This window comes from Streptomyces sp. A012304 (assembly GCF_026008495.1).
GTDB lineage: Bacteria > Actinomycetota > Actinomycetes > Streptomycetales > Streptomycetaceae > Streptomyces.
The window spans coordinates 52,065-73,024 of record NZ_BQUN01000013.1; the positions used below are offsets into that span (position 1 = coordinate 52,065).

The 20,960-nt window shown below is 72.2% G+C and carries 20 protein-coding genes; 14 read left to right on the top strand and 6 right to left on the bottom strand.

All coding sequences use genetic code 11. The annotated features are described in order from the left end of the window. Positions 1-30 precede the first annotated feature (30 nt). From rimI to ALMP_RS04405, 5 genes are all read left to right on the top strand, one after another. Entirely contained in the window at positions 31-504 is a 474-nt protein-coding gene (gene rimI / locus ALMP_RS04385; protein WP_264924916.1) for a ribosomal protein S18-alanine N-acetyltransferase, read from the top strand. Then, positions 497-1,600: a tRNA (adenosine(37)-N6)-threonylcarbamoyltransferase complex transferase subunit TsaD gene (tsaD, locus tag ALMP_RS04390; RefSeq protein ID WP_264924849.1), complete on the top strand. Its 1,104-nt coding sequence runs from the start codon at positions 497-499 to the stop codon at positions 1,598-1,600. Before rimI ends, tsaD begins: the two co-directional genes overlap by 8 nt. After that, positions 1,597-1,857, top strand: a complete 261-nt coding sequence (locus tag ALMP_RS04395; protein WP_264924850.1) for a hypothetical protein — start codon at positions 1,597-1,599, stop codon at positions 1,855-1,857. The genes tsaD and ALMP_RS04395 overlap by 4 nt, the downstream gene beginning before the upstream one ends. A gap of 109 nt (positions 1,858-1,966) precedes the next feature. Then, on the top strand, positions 1,967-2,752 hold the full coding sequence (locus ALMP_RS04400) for a helix-turn-helix transcriptional regulator (protein WP_264924917.1): 786 nt from the start codon (positions 1,967-1,969) through the stop codon (positions 2,750-2,752). Then, entirely contained in the window at positions 2,749-3,009 is a 261-nt protein-coding gene (locus ALMP_RS04405) for a DUF397 domain-containing protein (RefSeq protein WP_264924851.1), read from the top strand. Before ALMP_RS04400 ends, ALMP_RS04405 begins: the two co-directional genes overlap by 4 nt. Here ALMP_RS04405 and ALMP_RS04410 read toward each other — a convergent pair. The 3 genes from ALMP_RS04410 to ALMP_RS04420 form a co-directional block, all read right to left on the bottom strand. Beyond that, positions 2,975-3,958 (bottom strand): hypothetical protein, encoded by a 984-nt coding sequence (locus ALMP_RS04410; RefSeq protein ID WP_264924852.1) that lies wholly within the window; start codon positions 3,956-3,958, stop codon positions 2,975-2,977. The genes ALMP_RS04405 and ALMP_RS04410 overlap by 35 nt on opposite strands. Continuing rightward, the gene (locus ALMP_RS04415) at positions 3,955-5,415 is read right to left on the bottom strand and encodes a M48 family metalloprotease (protein WP_264924853.1); all 1,461 of its coding nucleotides are present in this window, start codon (positions 5,413-5,415) and stop codon (positions 3,955-3,957) included. Before ALMP_RS04415 ends, ALMP_RS04410 begins: the two co-directional genes overlap by 4 nt. A gap of 219 nt (positions 5,416-5,634) precedes the next feature. Next, positions 5,635-7,959 (bottom strand): glycoside hydrolase family 3 N-terminal domain-containing protein, encoded by a 2,325-nt coding sequence (locus ALMP_RS04420; RefSeq protein ID WP_264924854.1) that lies wholly within the window; start codon positions 7,957-7,959, stop codon positions 5,635-5,637. A gap of 141 nt (positions 7,960-8,100) precedes the next feature. On the opposite strand from ALMP_RS04420, the gene ALMP_RS04425 reads away from it, so the two are divergent. The 5 genes from ALMP_RS04425 to ALMP_RS04445 all read left to right on the top strand — a co-directional run bounded on the left by ALMP_RS04425 (position 8,101) and on the right by ALMP_RS04445 (position 13,867). Further along, the gene (locus tag ALMP_RS04425) at positions 8,101-9,174 is read left to right on the top strand and encodes a LacI family DNA-binding transcriptional regulator (RefSeq protein ID WP_264924855.1); all 1,074 of its coding nucleotides are present in this window, start codon (positions 8,101-8,103) and stop codon (positions 9,172-9,174) included. Between the two features lie 82 nt (positions 9,175-9,256). Further along, the gene (locus tag ALMP_RS04430) at positions 9,257-10,618 is read left to right on the top strand and encodes an endo-1,4-beta-xylanase (protein ID WP_264924856.1); all 1,362 of its coding nucleotides are present in this window, start codon (positions 9,257-9,259) and stop codon (positions 10,616-10,618) included. 134 nt (positions 10,619-10,752) lie between these two features. Further along, entirely contained in the window at positions 10,753-11,814 is a 1,062-nt protein-coding gene (locus tag ALMP_RS04435; RefSeq protein WP_264924857.1) for an LCP family protein, read from the top strand. 255 nt (positions 11,815-12,069) lie between these two features. Beyond that, complete coding sequence (locus tag ALMP_RS04440; protein WP_264924858.1) at positions 12,070-12,426, top strand: YciI family protein; 357 nt, start codon at positions 12,070-12,072, stop codon at positions 12,424-12,426. Between the two features lie 154 nt (positions 12,427-12,580). Beyond that, a complete protein-coding gene (locus ALMP_RS04445) occupies positions 12,581-13,867 on the top strand; it encodes an RNA polymerase sigma factor (protein WP_264924918.1) in 1,287 nt (428 codons plus the stop codon). On the opposite strand, the gene ALMP_RS04450 is transcribed toward ALMP_RS04445, so the two are convergent. Then, positions 13,818-14,981 carry a class I SAM-dependent methyltransferase gene (locus ALMP_RS04450; RefSeq protein ID WP_264924859.1) on the bottom strand — a complete coding sequence of 388 codons (1,164 nt, stop codon included), beginning with the start codon at positions 14,979-14,981 and terminating at the stop codon, positions 13,818-13,820. The genes ALMP_RS04445 and ALMP_RS04450 overlap by 50 nt on opposite strands. A 292-nt stretch (positions 14,982-15,273) precedes the next feature. On the opposite strand from ALMP_RS04450, the gene ALMP_RS04455 reads away from it, so the two are divergent. The 4 genes from ALMP_RS04455 to groL all read left to right on the top strand — a co-directional run bounded on the left by ALMP_RS04455 (position 15,274) and on the right by groL (position 19,290). Next, on the top strand, positions 15,274-16,140 hold the full coding sequence (locus ALMP_RS04455; RefSeq protein WP_309299430.1) for a polysaccharide deacetylase family protein: 867 nt from the start codon (positions 15,274-15,276) through the stop codon (positions 16,138-16,140). Continuing rightward, positions 16,137-16,931, top strand: coding sequence for a polysaccharide deacetylase family protein (locus tag ALMP_RS04460; RefSeq protein WP_264924860.1), 795 nt, complete (start codon positions 16,137-16,139; stop codon positions 16,929-16,931). The genes ALMP_RS04455 and ALMP_RS04460 overlap by 4 nt, the downstream gene beginning before the upstream one ends. A gap of 296 nt (positions 16,932-17,227) precedes the next feature. Beyond that, the gene (gene groES, locus ALMP_RS04465; RefSeq protein ID WP_039652762.1) at positions 17,228-17,536 is read left to right on the top strand and encodes a co-chaperone GroES; all 309 of its coding nucleotides are present in this window, start codon (positions 17,228-17,230) and stop codon (positions 17,534-17,536) included. 128 nt (positions 17,537-17,664) lie between these two features. Beyond that, a complete protein-coding gene (gene groL, locus ALMP_RS04470; protein ID WP_264924861.1) occupies positions 17,665-19,290 on the top strand; it encodes a chaperonin GroEL in 1,626 nt (541 codons plus the stop codon). An 80-nt stretch (positions 19,291-19,370) separates the two neighbouring features. On the opposite strand, the gene ALMP_RS04475 is transcribed toward groL, so the two are convergent. Together ALMP_RS04475 and ALMP_RS04480 are read right to left on the bottom strand one after the other, a co-directional pair. Next, complete coding sequence (locus ALMP_RS04475) at positions 19,371-20,060, bottom strand: ester cyclase (protein ID WP_264924862.1); 690 nt, start codon at positions 20,058-20,060, stop codon at positions 19,371-19,373. A gap of 108 nt (positions 20,061-20,168) precedes the next feature. Beyond that, on the bottom strand, positions 20,169-20,942 hold the full coding sequence (locus tag ALMP_RS04480) for an SDR family oxidoreductase (protein ID WP_264924863.1): 774 nt from the start codon (positions 20,940-20,942) through the stop codon (positions 20,169-20,171). Positions 20,943-20,960 lie beyond the last annotated feature (18 nt).

Here is a 20,960-nt window from a genome sequence, read left to right on the forward strand (position 1 = left end):
CCCGCGCCCGACGTTCCCGCGCTGCGCGAGATGCGCTGGTGGGACATCGATCCCGTCCTGGAACTGGAGAAGGGCCTCTTCCCCGAGGACGCCTGGTCGCGCGGCATGTTCTGGTCCGAGCTGGCGCACTCCCGCGGCCCCGAGGCCACCCGCCGTTATGTGGTCGCCGAGCGGGCCGGGCGGGTGGTCGGCTACGCGGGCCTGGCCTCCTCCGGCGACGTCGCCGACATCCAGACGATCGCCGTCGCACGTGACCACTGGGGCACCGGCCTCGGTGGCCGGCTGCTCACCGAGCTGCTGCACGCGGCGAGCACCTTCGAGTGCGCCGAGGTCATGCTGGAGTGCCGGGTCGACAACGTCCGCGCCCAGAAGCTCTACGAACGGTTCGGCTTCGAGCCCATCGGCTTCCGGCGCGGCTACTACCAGCCGGGCAACGTCGACGCGCTCGTGATGCGCCTGACCGACCCCGCAACCTCCGTACAAGGAACCGAGAACAATGGCTGACGAACCCCTGGTCCTGGGGATCGAGACCTCCTGCGACGAGACCGGCGTCGGCATCGTCCGCGGTACCACCCTGCTGGCGGACGCCGTCGCCTCCAGCGTCGACGAGCACGCCCGCTTCGGCGGGGTCGTGCCGGAGGTCGCCTCCCGGGCACATCTGGAGGCGATGGTCCCGACCATCGACCGGGCGATGAAAGAGGCGGGTGTCTCCGCCAAGGACCTCGACGGCATCGCCGTCACCGCGGGGCCCGGCCTCGCGGGAGCCCTGCTCGTCGGCGTCTCGGCCGCCAAGGCGTACGCCTACGCGCTGGGCAAGCCGCTGTACGGCGTGAACCACCTCGCCTCCCACATCTGCGTGGACCAGCTGGAGCACGGCCCGCTGCCGGAGCCGACGATGGCGCTGCTGGTGTCCGGCGGCCACTCCTCCCTGCTGCTCTCCTCGGACATCACCTCCGACGTCCGCCCCATGGGCGCCACCATCGACGACGCGGCGGGCGAGGCCTTCGACAAGATCGCCCGCGTGCTGAACCTCGGCTTCCCCGGCGGCCCCGTCATCGACCGGTACGCCCGCGAGGGCGACCCTGAGGCGATCGCCTTCCCGCGCGGTCTGACCGGCCCGCGCGACCCGGCGTACGACTTCTCCTTCTCCGGGCTGAAGACGGCCGTGGCCCGCTGGATCGAGGCCAAGCGGGCGGCGGGCGAGGAGGTCCCGGTGCGGGACGTGGCGGCCTCCTTCCAGGAGGCGGTCGTCGACGTCCTCACCCGCAAGGCCGTACGGGCCTGCAAGGACGAGGGCGTCGACCATCTGATGATCGGCGGCGGGGTGGCCGCCAACTCCCGGCTGCGGGCGCTGGCCCAGGAGCGCTGCGAACGGGCCGGCATCCGGCTGCGCGTCCCGCGCCCCAAGCTGTGCACGGACAACGGCGCGATGGTCGCGGCCCTGGGCGCGGAGATGGTCGCCCGGGGGCGGGCCGCGTCCAGCTGGGACCTGTCGGCGGACTCCTCCCTGCCGGTGACGGACCCGCACGTTCCGGGACCCGGCCCTGACCACGGCCACGATCATGTGCACGAGGTCAGCAAGGAGAACCTGTACTCGTGACGGTCGCGCTGATGTGGGAGGCCCGGGCGGCCGAGGGCCGGGGCGGGGAGCTGCTGGCGTGGGTGCGCGGGCAGCGCCTCGCCCGTGAGCCGCTGCGCCGGGAGGTCCTGCGCGCCCCGCAGGACCGCGTGCTCGTCATCACCTGGTGGGACGCCGAGTACGACGCGGAACTCCCCGAACTTCCCGAGCCGGAAGGCGCGTTGGTGACCCGGGCGGTGCATCGGTGGCGGTTCGAGTCGGTGGGGGACGAGGTCTGACCGACGGCGGATTCACCGAACCGCCTGGACAACTCCGTGATCGTCCCGTCACTCTGAGTGGGTGACGGTCGACATCGAGACGGGCGGCGAGCCCGAGTCCTCGGACAGCATGAGGACCTTCGGCGGCTTTGTGCAGGGGCTGCGGGAGCATGCCGGGCTGAGCCGGGAGGAGTTCGGCTCGCTGGTTCATCTCTCCAAGCACTCCGTGGCCTCGATCGAGCTGGGCCGACGTCTCGCCGATGAGCGGTTCGTGGAACTCGCCGAGAGCGCCCTGGGCAACACCGGCGCCTTGCGGAAGGCGTTCACGAACGTGGCGCGGCAGCAGGGATTCGCGGCATGGTTCCGGATGTGGGCGCGGCTGGAGCGGGAGGCGGTCGTGCTGGACACGTACGAGTGCCGGTTGGTGCCTGGGTTGTTGCAGACGCCCGGATACGTAAGGGCCTTGTACGACAACGAGGTTCCGCCGTTGTCCGACGAGAAGATGGACGGGCATCTCGCGGCGCGACTCGAACGGCAGCGCCTGCTGCGCGAGCGTCCCACCACGCAGTTCAGCTTCATCGTGGAGGAGGTGGTGTTGCGGCGGCGGATCGGCGGTGAGGAGGTGGTGAGGGAGCAGTACGACCACATCCTGGAAGCGACGGCTCCCCGCAACATCACCTTCCAGATCATGCCGTTGGAGGCCGCGCGGCACGCCTGCCTCGCGGGGCCGTTGCAGTTGTTGGTGACTCCGGGAGGCAACCGCTACGCGTACTGCGAGGGTCAGGAGAACGGGAGGATGATCAACGACCAGAAGGAGGTGATCCGCTTCCAGCAGCGCTATGCCACACTGCGCTCGCAGGCCCTCACTCCCGAGGACTCCGTGAGCCTGTTGAAGCGATTGCGAGGAGCCCTATGAACGCCACCGCCCAACTCGCCTGGTTCAAGAGCAGTTACAGCAGCGCTCAGGGTGACAGTTGCGTCGAAATAGCCGTCACCTGGCGTAAGTCCTCCTACAGCAGCGATCAAGGCGACGACTGCGTCGAAGTCGCCCGAACCCCCGCCACCATCCACATCCGCGACTCCAAGGACCCCGCCCGTCCTCATCTCACCCTCGCCCCCGCCGCCTGGGCGGCCTTCCTCACTGGGGAGAGGACAGCGTCCACGCCGACGTGATCAGCGTCGCCCCGCTCAGCGCGAAGGCCACCGCTCCGATCAGGGTCGCGCCGAAGGCGAGGCCCGTCGCCAGGCCGAGGACGGCGCCGGTCGTGGCGAAGAAGGCGCCCCGGTGCCACCAGAGGCCGGCGGGGCGGACGACCGTGCCGGCCGGGAGGACGAAGGCGTCCCGCAGGTCGTCGCGGACGGCCTCGTGGTCGTCGAACCGCACGTTCACCGGGGGCCCCTCGCGCAGGCGGCCGAGGGGGACGAGACGGGTCCCGTCCGGCAGGGTCACGACGGCGGGACCGCGGCCGGGGCCCGCGTGGTGCGCGGTGACCGGGACGGGGCCGGTGACGTCGTCCAGCGCCGGGTGCCACATGACGCGCTGCCAGCGCGTACCGGCCCGGGCGCCGGCCTCGGTCGCGGACGGTTCCAGCCTCAGCCACGTCGTCATCGGCTCCCGCCATCGCGCCGGACGCCGGCCCAGGTGCACGGAGGCCGTCATGGGCCGGCCCGGTCTCCGCGCCGTACGCACAAAGCGCAGGCCGCGCAGGGCCCAGACGCCGGTCAGGAGCAGGGCCACGGCGGCGCCCAGGGCGATGGGGACGAGGAAATCGTCCTCGGCGGCGGTCTCGTCCGAGTCGGCCGGGAAGCCCCGCGGGTCGGCGGAGCCGGGGTCGTAGGCGACGGGGAAAGGGCGGTCCTCGGCGTAGCGGTCGACGTCGTAGACGCCGAAGCGCTGCACGTGTTCGCGGCCCGCGCCGTCCCTCCAGCGCACGCGGATGTCCCCCTCGTCGCCGATGCGGTCCTCGACGACCACGCCGACGGCCGTCGCCGTGGCCCGGTCGCGGGCGTCGAGGTAACGCTCGGCGTGGAAGCCGAGCCAGGCGGCGAAGAGGGCGTAGCCGATCAGGGCGACGGCCACGCCGAGGAGTCCGACGCGCAGGGCCGGTCCCGGGCGTCTCATACGGCCTGCTCCTTCGGTGCGGCGGATGCCCACAGGGCGCGGAGCGGGCCGGGGTCCCCGCTGTCCACGGCGTCACTCACCAGTTCGGTCAGGTCGACGACCGTGCCGTCGTCGTCCGGCGAGGTGAGAACGGTGTTCAGCCAGCGGCTGGAGTACGTCCAGCCGGCCGCGCGCAGCACCTCGGCGAAGGGGCTGCCGACCGCGCCGGCCAGGACGGTGCGGGTGAGCGCCGGGCGGACGGTGGCCGGGGCCCGGCGCAGCCCTGGTTCGAGGCGGCGGGCCAGCTGCTCCAGGGTGCCGTCGGTGAACGCGTCCAGGGTCGCCGCGACCGCCTCCGCCGGGGTGTCCGTGCGGGTCGCCTCCAGGAGGTGGCGGCTGATGCCGTCGCCGAGTTCGTGGAGGCGCTCGGCAGGCAGGTCGAGGAGGCGGACCGGGCGCAGATCGCCGACCCGCTCGTCCGGCTCGCCCTCGGGGCGTTCCCAGTCCGTTCCGCACAGCTGCCGTACGCACCACCGCTCGACGGCCGCGGCGGTGCGCAGCGGCACCGGGGCGGCGCCGTACGGGGCCCCGGTGTGGGAGGGCAGCGCGGCCGTCCGCCGGTCGAACGGCGGGTGGTCGGCGGCGGCGTACGGGTCGAGGGCGTCCTCGTCGGCTGCGGCGCGCACGGCACGGCGGAGGACGTGGGGGTCGCCGAGGGCGGTGTCGAGGGCGTCGTAGAAGTCCTCGGGGTACTGGTCCTTCTCGGCCAGCTCCGACAGCCAGGCGTCGCCGAGGCCGTCGAACGCCGAGTCGAGCAGGCTCGTCGCGTGGAGCGCCTGGTCGGTGGCCGCGGTGCCCGCGACGCGGGCCGCGTCGGCGTCGGCGGCCGTCTCCGCCTGCCAGAGCAGCGGTTGGGAGGCGCGCAGCAGCCGGGCGGCGAGGGGCGCGAGCGGGCGGAGGCCGCCGTCCAGGCGCTCCGCGAGCATGGCGTGGGCGGACCGCAGGGCGGTCGCGCGGCGATCGCGGATGTGCTGCTCGTGCGCGAGTTCGTGCGCGATCACGGACGCGAGCTGCGCCTCGGTCAGCGCGCGCAGCAAGGGCAGGCCCAGCAGCAGGGTGCGGGTCCGTACGCCGGTGACCCGGGTGCGGCCCAGGGCCGCCTGGACGCCGGGCACGATCCGGACGAGGAGCGGCTCGCGGAAACCGAGCCGCTCGGCGACGTCCGCCACCAGCGCGGCCAACTCCGGTTCGTCGGCGGGGCGTACGGCGCGGCCGGGCAGCGGCCCACGGCCCCCGACGGACCTCGCGACGTCACCGGCGATCAGGACCAGCGGGCCCGCCATCAACCACGGCGGGCCCCAGAGCAGGAGCGCCAGGAGCAGGGCCGACAGGACGACGGCCCGCGTCAGCCAGGCCAGCGCCAGCATGGCCGCGACGAGCGACCACTCGCGTAGGGCCGACGGCCGTCGTCTGTCCATGGAGGTGAGGATTCCTGTCACTGGCGCGAGGGTGTCCGAGGGATCTTCGAAGGGTGTTCGAAGGATCTCCGGCGGATTGTGGCACAGGGCGCGGACAGGACGTGGACCGACTTCGCCGAAGGGCCGGGCCCCGGCCGGCCCCACCTCGCCGGCCCCGGCCGGCCCGAGGCCGGCGACGTCGCACACCCCCCGCCCGAGTGCTCTCCGGCTACACCCCGGTCAGCCCGTCACCTCCGTCTCGTCCGTCTCGCACCGCAGTCGCCGGTCCGGCCCCACCTCGCGCACCGGTCCGGTCAGCCGTACCCGCGCGGTGCCCCGTACGTCCGCACTCGACGTCCCCAACCGCAGCTCCAGCAGCCCCGGTTCCACCACCCGCCGCCCGTCCCGGTCGGTGAACGCCGACAGGTCGGTGTGGAAGCGGAAGGTGACGCGGCGGGCCTCTCCCGGTGCCAGCTCCAGGCGCCGGTAGCCGATCAGGCGGACGTCGGGGCGGGTCACCGAGGCGACCGGGTCGTGCAGATACAGCTGGACGACCTCGGCGCCGGCGCGGTCGCCGGTGTTGCGGACGGTCAGGGCGAGGTCGTACGCGCCGTCCGTGCCGATCTCCGCGTCCGGGCCGTCCACGTCCTCCCAGGCGAAGGCCGTGTACGAGCGACCGTGTCCGAAGGGGTACAGCGGCGTCGGGTCCAGGTTGCTGACCTCGCCCGCCAGGCCCAGCGGCGGCTGGAGGTACGTCCACGGCTGGCCGCCCGCCTCGCGCGGCACGCTCACCGGCAGGCGTCCCGAGGGGTTGACGCGGCCTGACAGCACCCCCGCGACCGCCGGACCGCCCTCCTCACCGGGGAAGAAGGCCTGCACCACGGCGCCCAGACGGCCGTGCCAGCGGCCGAGGGCGTAGGGGCGGCCGGTGAGCAGGACCAGGACGACCGGGACGCCCGTCGCCACCAGGGCGTCCAGCAGCTCGGCCTGGACGCCGGGCAGCCGCAGGTCGGCCACGTCGCAGCCCTCCCCGGAGGTGCCCCGGCCGAACAGGCCCGCCCGGTCGCCGAGGACCGCCACGCAGACGTCGGCCGCCGCCGCCGTGGCCACCGCCTCCTCGAAGCCCGCCGGGTCCGGGTCGGAGACCCCGCAGCCCTCCGCGAACGTCACCTTCGCGTCGGGCAGTTCGGCGCGCAGCGACTCCAGCACCGTCGGGATCTCGATGCCCAGCTCCACCTCGGGGTGGTGGGTGAGCACATGGGACGGGAAGGAGTAGCAGCCGAGCATCGCCAGCGCGTCCGCCGCCCTCGGACCCACCACCGCCACCCGGGTGTCGGGCGGCAGCGGAAGCAGGCCGTCCGGGTTGTCCAGCAGGACCACCGACTCCTCCGCGAGCCTGCGGGCCAGCGCCCGGTTCGCCGCCGAGTCGAGGTCGACGCGCTCTGCATCCGCAGACTCCGCGGGCTCCGGCCGCCAGTCCTCGTCCAGCAGGCCCAGCTCGCACTTCTGGAGCAGCACCCGGCGGGCCGCCCGGTCGACCAGGTCCTCGGGGACCTGACCCGCCCGGACGGCCGCGATCAGCTCCTCGCCGTAGTACTTCACGGTCGGCAGCTCCACGTCGATGCCCGCCGTCAGCGCCAGCCGGGCCGTCTCCGCGGGGGTGCCCGCCACCCGGTGCAGGGTCTGGAGGAAGCCGATGCCGAAGTAGTCGGCGACGACCGTGCCGGTGAAGCCCCACTCCTCGCGCAGCAGCTCCGTCAGCAGCTCCGGGTCCGCCGACGCCGGGACACCGTCCCGTTCGGTGTACGCGGCCATCACCGAGCGCGCCCCGCCCTCGCGCAGCGCCATCTCGAACGGCGGCAGTGTCACGTCCGCGAACTCGCGGGTGCCCGCCCGGACGGGGGCGAGATTGCGGGCGCCCGCGGAGGAGGCGTATCCGGCGAAGTGCTTGAGCGTGGCGACGACACCGGCCGACTCCAGCCCGCGCACGTAGGCCGCGCCGACCGTGCCCACCAGGTACGGGTCCTCGCCGATCGTCTCCTCGACCCGCCCCCACCGCGGGTCGCGGACGACGTCCAGGACGGGGGCCAGTCCCTGGTGGACACCCACCGAGCGCAGGTCGCGGCCGATGCGTCGGCCCATCTCCTCCACCAGCGGCGGGTCGAAGGTGGCGCCCCAGGCCAGCGGCACCGGGTAGGCGGTGGCGCGCCAGGCGGTGAAGCCGGCCAGGCACTCCTCGTGCGCGACCGCCGGGATGCCGAAGCGGCTCGCCTCCGCGATCCTGCGCTGGGCCCGGGCCAGGGCGCGCTTGCCGAGTGCCGGGTCCACGGGGGCCGTGCCGAAGGAACGGGTCAGCTGGCCGAGCCCCCGGGTGATCAGCTCGTCCCAGTCGTAGTCGGTGGTCATGTCGTGCTGGTGCGGGGCGACTCCGTCGCCGTCCGTGTCGGCACCCACCCACACGCCGTACAGCTGGGCGGTCTTCTCCTCCAGGGTCATCCGGGCAAGGAGGTCGTCGACGCGGGCGGCGGCGGGCAGGGCGGGGTCACGCCAGGGGGCGGTGGTCATGAAACTCCTGTCAGAGGGTCGGTGAGCCACCAGTCGGGAATCCAAACGTACGAATGTTTCGGGCTATACTTCGAATGTTCCGGGAACCTATGACCCGGCGAGGGGTTCGTCAAGAGGTCGTGCGGGGATACGATCGCCGCCATGACACCCTCGGAGCCCGTTGAAACCCGGACGGAAGACCGGCCGACACAGCGATCGACGGCCCAGACGGCCACACTCGCGGAGATCGCCCGCGAGGCCGGCGTCTCGGCGCCGACTGTTTCGAAGGTCCTCAACGGTCGTGCCGACGTCGCCCCCGCGACCCGCACCCGCGTGGAGGAGCTGCTGCGCGCCCACGGCTACCGGCGCCGACGGGCCGAGGCGACCCGTTCGCCCCTGATCGACCTGGTCTTCCACGAGCTGGAGAGCGCGTGGGCGATGGAGGTCATCCGGGGGGTGGAGAACGTGGCGCGGGACGCCGGGCTGAGCGTCGTGCTCAGCGAGAGCGCCGGGCGACTCACCCCCGGGCGGACCTGGGCGGACCAGGTCGCCGCCCGCCGGCCGCACGGCGTGGTCCTGGTGCTGTCCGGGCTCGACGAGTCCCAGCGGGCGCTGTTGACCAGCAGGTCCATCCCGTTCGTGGTGATGGACCCGGCGGGCGACCCGGGCGCGGACGTGCCGTCCATCGGCGCCACCAACTGGCAGGGCGGCCTCGCCGCCACCCGGCACCTGCTGGAGCTGGGGCACCGGCGCATCGGGGCGATCAGCGGACCCCCGCAGATGATGTGCAGCCGGGCCCGCATCGACGGTTACCGCGCGGCCCTGGAGACCGCCGGGCTGCCGGTCGACCCGGGGCTGGTCAAGACCGGCGACTTCCACCACGAGACCGGCTACCGGCTCGGCCGCGAACTGCTCGACCGCCCCGACCGGCCCACCGCCGTCTTCGCCGGCAACGACCTCCAGGCCCTCGGCTTCTACGAGGCCGCCCGGGAACTGGGCCTGCGCATCCCCGAGGACGTCAGCGTGGTCGGCTTCGACGATCTGCCGGTGGCCCGCTGGGTGGGCCCGCCGCTGACGACCGTACGGCAGCCGCTGACCGAGATGGCCGAGGCCGCCGCCCGGCTGGTGCTGGAGCTGGGGCGGTCGGAGGAGGCGCCGGCGGCGACCCGGGTGGAGCTGGCGACCAGCCTGGTGGTGCGCACGAGCACGGGGGCACCGCCGGTGGCCGGAAGCTGACGTATTGACGGGTGTGGCGGGCCCCTCCACACTCCTCCGAAGTCAATCGGTTGTACGACCGAAACTTTCGGAGGCACCCGCAATGAGAACCTCCAGAACACCTCTGGGCCGTCGGATCGCCGCCCTGTGCGCAGGCGCCGCCGCCGTCGGTGCCCTGCTCACCGCCGGCGCCCCGGCCGCCCAGGCCGCCGACGCCCCGCTGCGCGACCTCGCCGCCGCCAAGGGCAAGGTCATGGGCACGGCGGTCACCGGCTCCAAGCTCACCGGAACCTACGGCGAGATCGCGGGCCGGGAGTTCAACTGGCTCACCCCCGGCAACGCCATGAAGTGGGGCTCGGTCGAGCCGACCCGGGGGAACTACGACTGGGCCGAGGCCGACCAGATCGTGAACTTCGCCGAGGCCCACGGCCAGGAGGTGCGCGGCCACACCCTGGTCTGGCACAGCCAGAACCCGAACTGGCTGGACAACGGCAGCTGGACGCCCGCCCAGCTCACCACCCTGTTGCAGAACCACATCAGCACCGAGGTCGGCCGCTACAAGGGCCGAGTCGCCGCCTGGGACGTCGTCAACGAGCCCTTCAACGAGGACGGCACCTACCGCTCCACCCTCTGGTACGACGGCCTCGGCGCCGACTACATCGCCAACGCCCTGACCTGGGCGCGGGCCGCCGACCCGGCCGCCGAGCTCTACATCAACGACTACAACGTCGAGGGCGTCAACGCGAAGTCCACCGCGCTGTACAACCTGGTCAAGTCGCTCAAGGAGCGCGGGGTCCCGATCGACGGGGTCGGCCTCCAGGCCCATCTGATCCTGGGCCAGGTGCCGTCCAGCTTCCAGCAGAACATCCAGCGCTTCGCCGACCTCGGCGTGGACGTGGCGATCACCGAGCTGGACATCCGGATGCAGCTGCCGTCGGACAGCGCGAAGCTCACCCGGCAGGCCGCCGACTACAAGGCGGTCATGAACGCCTGTCTGGCCGTCAGCCGCTGCACTGGTGTCACCGTCTGGGGCTTCACCGACTCCGACTCCTGGATCCCGAGCACCTTCCCGGGGCAGGGCGCGGCGACGCCGTACGACGAGAACTACGCGCCGAAACCGGCGTACCACGCCATCGCGGAGTCGCTCGGGGGCACCGGTACGCCTCCGACGGGGGCCTGTACGGCGGTGTACAGCGTGAGCAGTCAGTGGAACACCGGCTTCACCGGGCAGGTGAGGATCGCCTGCTCGGGTGCGGCGCTGTCGTCCTGGAAGGTGAGCTGGGACTTCGGGGCGGGGCAGCGGATCACGCAGGCCTGGAACGCGAACTGCACCCAGTCGGGGACGGCGGTCACCTGTTCCAACGCCTCGTACAACGGGACGGTTCCCGACGGGGGTTCGGTGACCTTCGGGTTCAACGGGTCGTGGAGCGGGAGCAATCCGGTGCCGACCGTCACCTTGGGCTGACGCCGGCCCGCTGGCACACGCCCGCTGGCACAGGCCCGCTGGCACAGGCCCGGGAAAGTGAGATTTTCCGAAGAAATTCTTCCGGTGGTTGCTTTCCTAACAGTCCCTTCATCATTCGGACTTATGTTCTTACTGTGACGGGACACGACGCGAACGGGCACGGAGACAGACAGCGGGGCCGGCGGTCGAGAGCGCTCAAGGCCGTCGGCCTCACCCTGGCGGGCACGCTGGTGCTGGGCGTGGCGGCGGCGGGCTGGGCCTACCGCCACCTCAGCGGCAACATCAGCAGCGTCGACATCGACAACGCGCTCGGTGACAACCGCCCGCCGCGCGCGGTGACCACCCCGAGCCCGACCGGCACGGCCTCCGCGACCCCGCTGCCCACGGGGGCCGTCAACATCCTGGTGCTGGGCTCGGACTCGCGCAGCGGCGCGGAGAACCAGGAACTCGGTGGCGGGGACAGTACCGGCGCCCGCTCCGACACGGCGATGGTCGTGCACATCGAGGCCGGGCGCACCGGCGCCACCGTCGTCAGCATCCCGCGCGACACCCTCGTCACCCGCCCGTCCTGCCCGCTGCCGTCCGGCGGCTTCACGCGGGAGGCGTACGGCGTGATGTTCAACACCGCCTACTCGGTGGGCGGCCCGGTCTGCGCGGTCAAGACCGTCGAGGCGATGACGAACGTCCGCATGGACCACTACGTCGAGGTCGACTTCGCGGGCTTCGCCGACCTGGTCGACGCGCTCGGCGGGGTCACCGTCACCACCACGCAGGACATCGACGACGAGGACAGCCGTCTGCGGCTCGCGGCCGGCACCCATCACCTCGACGGCACCCAGGCCCTCGCCCTGGCCCGCACCCGCCACGGCGTGGGCGACGGCAGCGACCTCGGCCGCATAGGCCTTCAGCAGGCCCTGGTGAAGGCGCTCCTCGAACAGATCGCCCGGACCGACCTGCTCGGCAGCCCCACCCGGCTCTACCAGGTCGCCGACGCCCTCACCGGCAGCCTCACCACCGACACCGGCCTGGACTCCCTCGGCGAGCTGATGGACCTCGGCCAGAGCCTGAAGGGCCTGACGTCCGAGCGCCTCACGACGGTGACGATGCCCGTGGTGACGGCCCCCTCCGACCCCAACCGGGTGGTGGCCGAGGAACCGGCCGCGCGCGAGCTGTGGGAGTCACTCAACCGGGTGTGACCCGGTGGCCCCAGCAGCCCGTCCACCACCGCCTCCACCACCCGCCGAGACCCCGCGCGCCGCTCCGGCGCACGCCTCGACCTCGCCGGCGCCCTGCCGGAGCACACGGCCGCGACCTGCGCGGACGCCCTCGGACGCGAGCGCCGGGAAAAAATCTCCGAAAAATCTGGGTGAGGGTGTCGATCCGGCCCCCTCCCGATCGACGCAGGAGTGAGAGGCCGGGAAGAGCCCGGCCACCGCGTCCGAGGAGTCACCATGCCCCGTTTCCTGTCGCTGATCCGGCTGGACGAGAACGACGTCCCCGCCGGCGGTCCCAGCCCCGAGCTGATGCAGCGGATGGGTGAGCTGATCGAGGAGATCACCAAGGCCGGCGTCATGCTCGACACCGCCGGACTGCTCCCGACCGCCCAGAGCACCCGGCTGCACCTGAAGGGCGGCGAGATCTCCGCCACGGACGGGCCCTTCACCGAGACCAAGGAGGTCATCGGCGGATACGCGCTCCTGCAGTGCAAGGACAAGGCCGAGGCCATCGAGTGGGGCAAGCGCTTCCTCAAGGTCCACGGCGACGAGTGGACCCTCACGCTCGAGGTGCGGGAGATCGAGGAGGGCTGAGGTTCCTTGGCCCGGGGCCGTCAGGGGTGTTCGATGGTGAGCTGTGGAACGACAGCTCACCATCGACCCCGGCGACGACCCTGACGGCGACCGGCACGACGCCGGGCGGGGTGGTGAGTCGCGTGGTGAATCGCGTGACGACCCCCGCGCCGCCATCGAGACCGTGTTCCGGCTCGAGTCCCCCCGGGTCATCGCCGCCGTGGCCCGTGTCGTACGGGACGTCGGCATCGCCGAGGAGCTGGCGCAGGACGCCCTCGTTGCCGCGCTGGAGCGGTGGCCGCGCGACGGCGTGCCGGACAACCCCGGCGCCTGGCTCACCGCCACCGCCCGCCACCGCGCCGTCGACCTGGTCCGCCGCCGGGAGACCTACGCCCGCAAGCTCGCGGAGATCGGCCGCGACCTGGAGACCTCGGTCCCCTTCGAGGAACCGGCCGACCCCGACGCCATCGACGACGACCTGCTGCGCCTGGTCTTCACCGCCTGCCACCCGGTGCTCTCCGCCGAGGCCCGCACCGCCCTCACCCTGCGCCTGCTCGGCGGTCTGACCACAGCAGAGATCGCCCGCGCCTTCCTGGTGCCCGAACCGACGGTCGCCCAGCGCATCGTCCGCGCCAAGCGGACCCTCGCACAGCGGAACGTCGCCTTCGAGGTCCCGCACGGCCCCGACCGCGAGGCCCGCCTCGGCTCGGTGCTCGACGTCATCTACCTGATCTTCAACGAGGGATACGCGGCCACCGCCGGCGACGACTGGCTGCGCCCGGCACTGTGCGAGGACGCGCTGCGGCTGGCCCGGCAGCTGTCCGCCCTGATGCCGAAGGAACCGGAGGTGCACGGCCTGACCGCGCTGCTGGAGTTCCAGGCGTCCCGCACCGCCGCCCGCACCGCCCCCGACGGCACACCCGTCCTCCTCGAACACCAGAACCGCCGCCGCTGGAACCGCATGCTCATCGCCCGCGGCGTCACCGCCCTCGCCCGCGCCGAGGCCACCACCACCGGCGCGCCCGGCCCGTACGTCCTCCAGGCCACCATCGCGGCCTGCCACGCGCACGCGTACACGTACGAGGAGACCGACTGGCGGACCATCGCCACCCTCTACGACCTGCTCGCCGCCCGCACCCCGTCCCCGGTCGTCGAACTCAACCGCGCGGTCGCGGTGTCGATGACGCGCGGCCCGGCCGCCGCACTCGAACTGGTCGACGCCCTGGCCGCCGACCCCGCCCTGCGCGGCTACCACCTCCTCCCCAGCGTCCGCGGCGACCTGCTGCTGCGCCTCGGCCGCACGGCTCAGGCGCGGGCGGAGTTCGAACGGGCGGCGGCGCTGACCGGCAACGAGCGGGAACGGCAGCTGCTGCTGCGGCGGGCGGCGCGGGCGGGAAGCCGGCCGGCGGACCTCAGGCCGGACGGCCGATCAGCATTGTCGGCGCGCCCGCGACCCGGGTGAGGAACACCGTCGCGGAGTGCGGCCCCTGCGGCTTGACCTTGCGCCGCAGTTCCTCCGGTTCCACCGCCGACCCCCGCTTCTTCACGGTCAGGATGCCCACCTCCCGCTCCCGCAGCAGCGCCTTCAACTTCTTGACGTTGAAGGGGAGCCGGTCGGTGATCTCGTAGGCGGTAGCGTACGGCGTCGGCCGCAGCGCGTCCGCGGTGACGTAGGCGATGGTCGCGTCGAGCAGACCGCCGTCGACGTCCCGGGCGACGTCCGCGACCAGGTGGGCGCGGATGACGGCGCCGTCGGGCTCGTACAGATAGCGCCCGACGGGACGGACCCCGGGGTCGGGCAGGCCGGCGCCGAGCAGGGTGCGCGGCCCGGGCAGCAGGGTCGCCCGCACGGCACCCGGCGCCGTCCCGAACCACAGCACCGCCTCCTTCACATCACCGCCGTCCGAGATCCACTCGGCCTCCGCCTCGGCCGGGACGGCCTCGTGCGGGATGCCGGGGGCGACCTTCAGCGCGGCGCGCGGCGCCCGCAGCGCCGCCCCCACCGCCCAGGACAGCGGCGGCGAGTAGGCCTCCGGATCGAAGATCCGCCCACGCCCGGCGGACCGTCGGGCCGGATCGACGAACACGGCGTCGTACCCGGCCGTGTCCACCTCCGTCACATCGGCCTCCCGCACCTCGATCAGCCCGCCGAGTCCCAGTGCCTCGGCGTTGGCCCGTGCCACGGCCGCCGTCACCGGGTCCCGGTCCACCGCGAGCACCCGGATCCCCGCCCGCGCCAGGGCGATCGCGTCGCCGCCGATCCCGCAGCACAGGTCCGCGACCGAGGTCACCCCCACCTCCCTGAACCGCGCGGCGCGGTAGGCGGCCACCGAGGCACGCGTCGACTGCTCGACCCCGTGGGGCGTGAAGAACATCCGCTCGGCGTCCTCGGCCCCGAACTTCGCCGCCGCCCGCTGCCGCAGCCGGGCCTGCCCGAGGGCCGCCGACACCAGGTCGGCGGGATGCTCGCGGCGCAGTCGGGTGGCGACGGCGAGTTCGTCGGCGGGGGCGGTGCCCCGCACGGCGTCGAGGAGGGCACGGCCCTCGGGGGTGAGGAGGGGAGCGAGGTCGTTCACCGGCTCATTGTGGGCCAGTCGGTGGATGGTACGCCTCCGGTCGCGGTGTCGGACCGGGGTGCGCGGACACCGACTGCGAGGATCCGGCGCCATGGGACCAGTCGGATCAGTAGGACAAACTGATAAAACGATGATGCGTCGCATCGGGGTATGTGGTGCCGGCGATGCCCGCAGTGCCGGCGGTGCAGACAGTGCCCGCGGTGCCCGCGGTTCCCGCGGGATCCGCCGCGCCCGTGGAGTTCGCGGTGTCCGCAGTGCCCGCGGTGTCCGCAGTGCCCGCCGTGTTCTCATCGTGCTCGCCCTCGCCGCCATCGCCTCCGGCTGCGCTCCGGGCGGCTCCGGCCCCGCGGGCAACCGCCCCGCCGCCGGCCAGGAGCCGCCGCGCACCCAGCCCGGCCGCGCCCTGCACTCGTACGCGGCCCGGCTGCGCGCCGAGACCACGGCCCGGGCCGCCGCCGCAAGGCGCTGGGGCCTGCGGAAGGTCCCGCTGACACCCCCCGCCCCGCCCGCCCACAAGCCGCGCATCACCACCCGCGAGGGCTTCGAGGTCGACGACCACGAGGAACTGGCCCTCCCCCCGGTCTTCACCACCGTCCCCACCAAGGACAAGGTCGTCTTCCTCACCATCGACGACGGCGCCGAGAAGGACCCCGCGTTCCTGCGCATGATGAGCGAGCTGAGGATCCCGTACACCGCCTTCCTCAGCGACTACCTCGTCAAGGAGGACTACGGCTACTTCAAGAAGATGCAGGACCGGGGCGTGGCCCTGAACAACCACACCCTCCACCACCCCTACCTGCCGAACCTGTCCTACGGGCGTCAGAAGCGCGAGATCTGCGGCATGCAGGACGTGATCGAGAAGCGCTACGGCAAACGCCCCGAACTCTTCCGGCCGCCCTTCGGCAACTACGACCGCGCCACCCTCCACGCCGCGAAGTCCTGCGGTGTGAAGTACGTGCCGCTGTGGAACGAGGAGGTCTTCGTCGACCGCTGGGAGTACCGCGAGTGGGACCGCGACCTGCACCCGGGCGACATCGTGCTGAGTCACTTCCGCGGACCAGGCGACTGGAAGGGCACAATGCCCGACATGATCCGCCGTTTCCTGAACCTGGTCACGGAGAAGGGGTACGCGGTGGCCCGCCTGGAGGACTACCTGTGAGGTGGCGGGCGCCGCTGGCCGCGACCCTGGCTGCGCTGGCCCTGCTGACGGGCTGCGCCCGCTCCGTGGACACCGTCGACCACCTGGGCGGAGAGGCCAGGGAACCCGCCCACCACGTCCCCCCGCCGCCCCACCGCCGCTGGGGCCTCGCCGCCCCTCTGGCCCCGGCCCCCGCCCCCGCCCCCGTCCCGCACCGCCCCCGCACCGGCCTCCCGCCGGTCGTCGACCACATCCCGACCCGCGACAAGGTCGTCTTCCTCACCTACGACGACGGCGCCGAACGCGACCCCCGCTTCATCGCCATGGTCCGCGAACTGCGCCTCCCGGTGACGATGTTCCTCACCGACAGCGTCGTGGGCCCCGGCTACGCCCACTTCGCCCGCCTGCGCGCGGTCGGCGCGAGCCTGCAGAACCACACCCTCGACCACCCGGCCCTGCGCGGCCTGCCCTACGCCGGCCAGCGCGCCGAGATCTGCGGCCAGCAGGACAAACTCAAGTCCCGCTTCGGCCTGCGCCCCCGCCTCTTCCGCCCGCCCTACGGCACGTACGACACCACCACCCTGCGCGCCGCCGCCGACTGCGGCATCTCCACGGTCGTCCTGTGGCGCGGCTCCATGGGCCCCACCGGCCTGACCTACACCCACGGGCCCCACCACCTGCGCCCCGGCGACATCATCGCCCTCGACCCCGACACCCCGACCGGCCCACCCCTCACGGAACGAACCACCCACGTACTGCGCCAGGCACAGCAACGGGGGCTGACGGTCGGACGCTTGGAGGACTACGTCTGAGCGGCGTCCCACAGCCGTCCGGTAAGCCGAAGCGGCGGTCCGAGGGCCGGCGGCCTCCAGGGGGCGGCTCAGGCCGCCAAAAGGGCCACACGCACCCGAATTCCCGCCGACGCGCCGCAGGCGTTGGCACTCCGCTTGACCGAGTGCTAACCCCGGTCATAGTCTCAGCTCTGGCACTCCCCCCTGGAGAGTGCCAACAAAGCGACGGGCAGGTCCGGCACCCGCGACGACGGATCGACCTGGTCGCCACCTCAGACAGTTAACCCCGTGAGATCTCCGAAGGGGGAGGTCGGATCGTGACGACCGCCAGCTCCAAGGTTGCCATCAAGCCGCTCGAGGACCGCATCGTGGTCCAGCCGCTCGACGCCGAGCAGACCACGGCCTCTGGCCTGGTCATCCCGGACACCGCGAAGGAGAAGCCCCAGGAGGGCGCCGTCCTCGCCGTGGGCCCGGGCCGCTTCGAGAACGGCGAGCGCCTGCCGCTCGACGTCAAGGTCGGCGACGTCGTCCTGTACAGCAAGTACGGCGGCACCGAGGTGAAGTACAACGGCGAGGAGTACCTCGTCCTCTCGGCTCGCGACGTCCTCGCGATCATCGAGAAGTAATTCACCCGAGCACTCAGCTCACGACTGCGCCCCTGGCCCCCGCGACCACATAAGAAGCCGGGCGCCCGGGGCGCAGTTTCTTTCCAGAGTTTTCCGCCCACAGATTTTCCGAGAGGGCTCCCGCTGTCATGGCGAAGATCCTGAAGTTCGACGAGGACGCCCGTCGCGCCCTCGAGCGCGGCGTCAACAAGCTGGCCGACACGGTCAAGGTGACGATCGGCCCCAAGGGCCGCAACGTCGTCATCGACAAGAAGTTCGGTGCCCCCACCATCACCAACGACGGTGTCACGATCGCCCGCGAGGTCGAGATCGAGGACCCGTACGAGAACCTCGGCGCGCAGCTGGTGAAGGAGGTGGCGACCAAGACCAACGACATCGCGGGTGACGGTACGACCACCGCCACCGTGCTCGCCCAGGCGCTGGTGCGCGAGGGCCTGAAGAACGTCGCCGCCGGTGCCTCCCCGGCCGCCCTGAAGAAGGGCATCGACGCCGCCGTCAAGGCCGTCTCCGACGACCTGCTCGCCTCGGCCCGCCCGATCGACGAGAAGTCCGACATCGCCGCCGTCGCCGCGCTGTCCGCCCAGGACCAGCAGGTCGGCGAGCTCATCGCCGAGGCGATGGACAAGGTCGGCAAGGACGGTGTCATCACCGTCGAGGAGTCCAACACCTTCGGCCTGGAGCTGGACTTCACCGAGGGCATGGCCTTCGACAAGGGCTACCTGTCGCCGTACTTCGTGACGGACCAGGAGCGCATGGAGGCCGTCCTGGAGGACCCGTACATCCTCATCAACCAGGGCAAGATCTCCTCCATCGCCGACCTGCTGCCGCTGCTGGAGAAGGTCATCCAGACCAACTCCTCCAAGCCGCTGCTGATCATCGCCGAGGACGTCGAGGGCGAGGCCCTGTCCACGCTCGTCGTCAACAAGATCCGCGGCACCTTCAACGCCGTCGCCGTCAAGGCGCCCGGCTTCGGTGACCGCCGCAAGGCGATGCTCCAGGACATGGCGGTCCTCACCGGCGCCACCGTCATCTCCGAGGAGGTCGGCCTCAAGCTCGACCAGGTCGGCGTCGACGTGCTCGGCACCGCCCGCCGCATCACCGTCACCAAGGACGACACCACGATCGTCGACGGCGCCGGCAAGTCCGAGGACGTCCAGGGCCGCGTCGCGCAGATCAAGGCCGAGATCGAGAACACCGACTCCGACTGGGACCGCGAGAAGCTCCAGGAGCGCCTCGCGAAGCTGGCCGGCGGCGTGTGCGTGATCAAGGTCGGCGCCGCCACCGAGGTGGAGCTGAAGGAGAAGAAGCACCGTCTGGAGGACGCCATCTCCGCGACCCGCGCCGCGGTCGAGGAGGGCATCGTCTCCGGTGGTGGCTCCGCCCTGGTCCACGCCGTCAAGGTCCTCGAGGGCAACCTCGACAAGACCGGCGACGAGGCCACCGGTGTCTCCGTCGTCCGCCGCGCCGCCGTCGAGCCGCTGCGCTGGATCGCGGAGAACGCCGGCCTGGAGGGCTACGTCATCGTCTCCAAGGTCGCCGAGCTCGAGAAGGGCAACGGCTACAACGCCGCCACCGGCGAGTACACCGACCTGATCAAGGCCGGCGTCATCGACCCGGTGAAGGTCACCCGCTCCGCCCTGGAGAACGCCGCCTCCATCGCCTCCCTCCTCCTCACGACCGAGACCCTGGTCGTCGAGAAGAAGGAAGAAGAGGAGCCGGCCGCCGCGGGCCACGGCCACGGCCACGCCCACTGAGCCCACCGCTCGCAGAAGGCCCCCGTTCCCCTCAGGGAGCGGGGGCCTTCCCCTTCGCCGTCCTCGCGGGCTATGACCGGCTACTGGCCGAGTACCCCCAACTGCTCCATCAGCCCCGCCCGGTCGTACTGCCACCAGCCCTCGCAGATCTGCCCGCCCCGGAACCGGTGCCAGGTCATGCCGGTCATGCTGCACTCCTGCCCGGTGGCCGGGATCCCCAGGAAGTCGCCCTTGTGGCGGCCGGTCCACGTCCAGCGCGTGCACACCAGGTCGTCCTGGGCCAGCTGGCCGTCGATCCGGAACGAGAAGTCGAAGGCCCGCCGCCACCCCGCGATCTCGTCGCGCGCCGCCCGCACCCCCGTGTCCTGCGGGTTCGCCGGGTCATGGTCGACGTAGTCGTCCGCGATCCGCTCCAGCAGCCGGTCGAGGTCGGCGCGTCCGAGATCCTCGAAGAACTCCCGCGCCAGCGTGCGGTTGAGCTGCTCGTCCCGCACCACCTCCAGATCGGTGAAGGTCGGCATCTCGTCGCACAGGGCCACCATCTCCCGGAAGATCCGGTCGGTCTCCGGGAGGTTCGAGTTCCGCATCGCCTCCTCGTACGACGGGAACTCCACGATCTCTATGAGATGCGAGGCGTCCGATCGGTCCTTGCCGACGAGCGCGTGCGTCGCGGTCCGCTTCCCCTTGGTCTGTTCGACCCACGAGTCCAGCAGCCGGTTCATCTCGTCGAACCGGCTGGTCTTGCAGTCGATGAGCTGTACGAATGTCATGGCGCGCCTCCGGCCCCCCTGGGTCCGGTCATGTCACGCCCATTTTCCCACCGGAACGCCGACGCCACCTGCCCGCCGCCACGGCTCGCCCGGGGGGCCGGGCCCCGGCTACTGCGGCCCGTACTTGCGTCCCGCCTTCGAGGAGACCCCGCCGAGCAGGCCCCTCGGGACCACCTTCACCACACCCATCAGCGCCTTGTACCGCGGATCGGGGATCGACACGGTCTTCCCGCGCGCCAGGTCCTGCAACGCCTCCGCGACCAGCTTGTCCGCGTCCAGCCACATCCACCCCGGGATGTTGTCCGTGCCCATCCCGGCCCGCTCGTGGAACTCCGTGCGCACGAACCCCGGACACAGCGCCATCAGCCGCACCCCGCTGCCGGCCAGATCCTTGGCGGCCCCCTGCGTGAACTGCACGACCCACGCCTTGGACGCCCCGTACGTGCCGCGCGGCAGGAAGGCCGCCACCGACGCCACGTTGACGACCCCGCCGCGCCCGCGCTCCCGCATCGCCTCCGCCGCCGCCGACGTCAGCCGCAGCACCGCCTCGCAGTGCACCTTGAGCATCCTCAGCTCATCGGCCATCGACACGTCGAGATAGCGGCCCTTGTTGCCGAAGCCCGCGTTGTTGACCAGCAGGTCGACGGGGCTCCTGCGGTCCCGGAGCCGGTCGGCCACCGACTCGATGCCCTTGTCCTCGGAAAGGTCGGCGGTCAGCACCTCCGCCTCGATGCCGTGCCGGTCGTGCAACTCGGTCGCCTGCTCCCGCAGACGCTCGGTGTCCCGGGCGACGAGGACGAGATCGTGCCCGTCCGCCGCCAGCCGCCGCGCGAACGCGGCGCCGATGCCCGCGGTCGAACCCGTAATCAGAGCCGTTGTCATGGCAGAAGGGTAGTGACC

What these genes read in the sequence shown, in the direction of transcription:
- groL (WP_264924861.1), top strand. Translation starts at nt 17,665, where the DNA reads ATGGCGAAGATCCTGAAGTTCGACGAGGACGCCCGTCGCGCCCTCGAG.
- rimI (WP_264924916.1), top strand. Translation starts at nt 31, where the DNA reads ATGCGCTGGTGGGACATCGATCCCGTCCTGGAACTGGAGAAGGGCCTC.
- ALMP_RS04425 (WP_264924855.1), top strand. Translation starts at nt 8,101, where the DNA reads ATGACACCCTCGGAGCCCGTTGAAACCCGGACGGAAGACCGGCCGACA.
- ALMP_RS04440 (WP_264924858.1), top strand. Translation starts at nt 12,070, where the DNA reads ATGCCCCGTTTCCTGTCGCTGATCCGGCTGGACGAGAACGACGTCCCC.
- ALMP_RS04480 (WP_264924863.1), bottom strand. Translation starts at nt 20,942, where the DNA reads ATGACAACGGCTCTGATTACGGGTTCGACCGCGGGCATCGGCGCCGCG.
- tsaD (WP_264924849.1), top strand. Translation starts at nt 497, where the DNA reads ATGGCTGACGAACCCCTGGTCCTGGGGATCGAGACCTCCTGCGACGAG.
- ALMP_RS04410 (WP_264924852.1), bottom strand. Translation starts at nt 3,958, where the DNA reads ATGAGACGCCCGGGACCGGCCCTGCGCGTCGGACTCCTCGGCGTGGCC.
- ALMP_RS04415 (WP_264924853.1), bottom strand. Translation starts at nt 5,415, where the DNA reads ATGGACAGACGACGGCCGTCGGCCCTACGCGAGTGGTCGCTCGTCGCG.
- ALMP_RS04475 (WP_264924862.1), bottom strand. Translation starts at nt 20,060, where the DNA reads ATGACATTCGTACAGCTCATCGACTGCAAGACCAGCCGGTTCGACGAG.
- ALMP_RS04420 (WP_264924854.1), bottom strand. Translation starts at nt 7,959, where the DNA reads ATGACCACCGCCCCCTGGCGTGACCCCGCCCTGCCCGCCGCCGCCCGC.
- ALMP_RS04400 (WP_264924917.1), top strand. Translation starts at nt 1,967, where the DNA reads ATGAGGACCTTCGGCGGCTTTGTGCAGGGGCTGCGGGAGCATGCCGGG.
- ALMP_RS04430 (WP_264924856.1), top strand. Translation starts at nt 9,257, where the DNA reads ATGAGAACCTCCAGAACACCTCTGGGCCGTCGGATCGCCGCCCTGTGC.
- ALMP_RS04405 (WP_264924851.1), top strand. Translation starts at nt 2,749, where the DNA reads ATGAACGCCACCGCCCAACTCGCCTGGTTCAAGAGCAGTTACAGCAGC.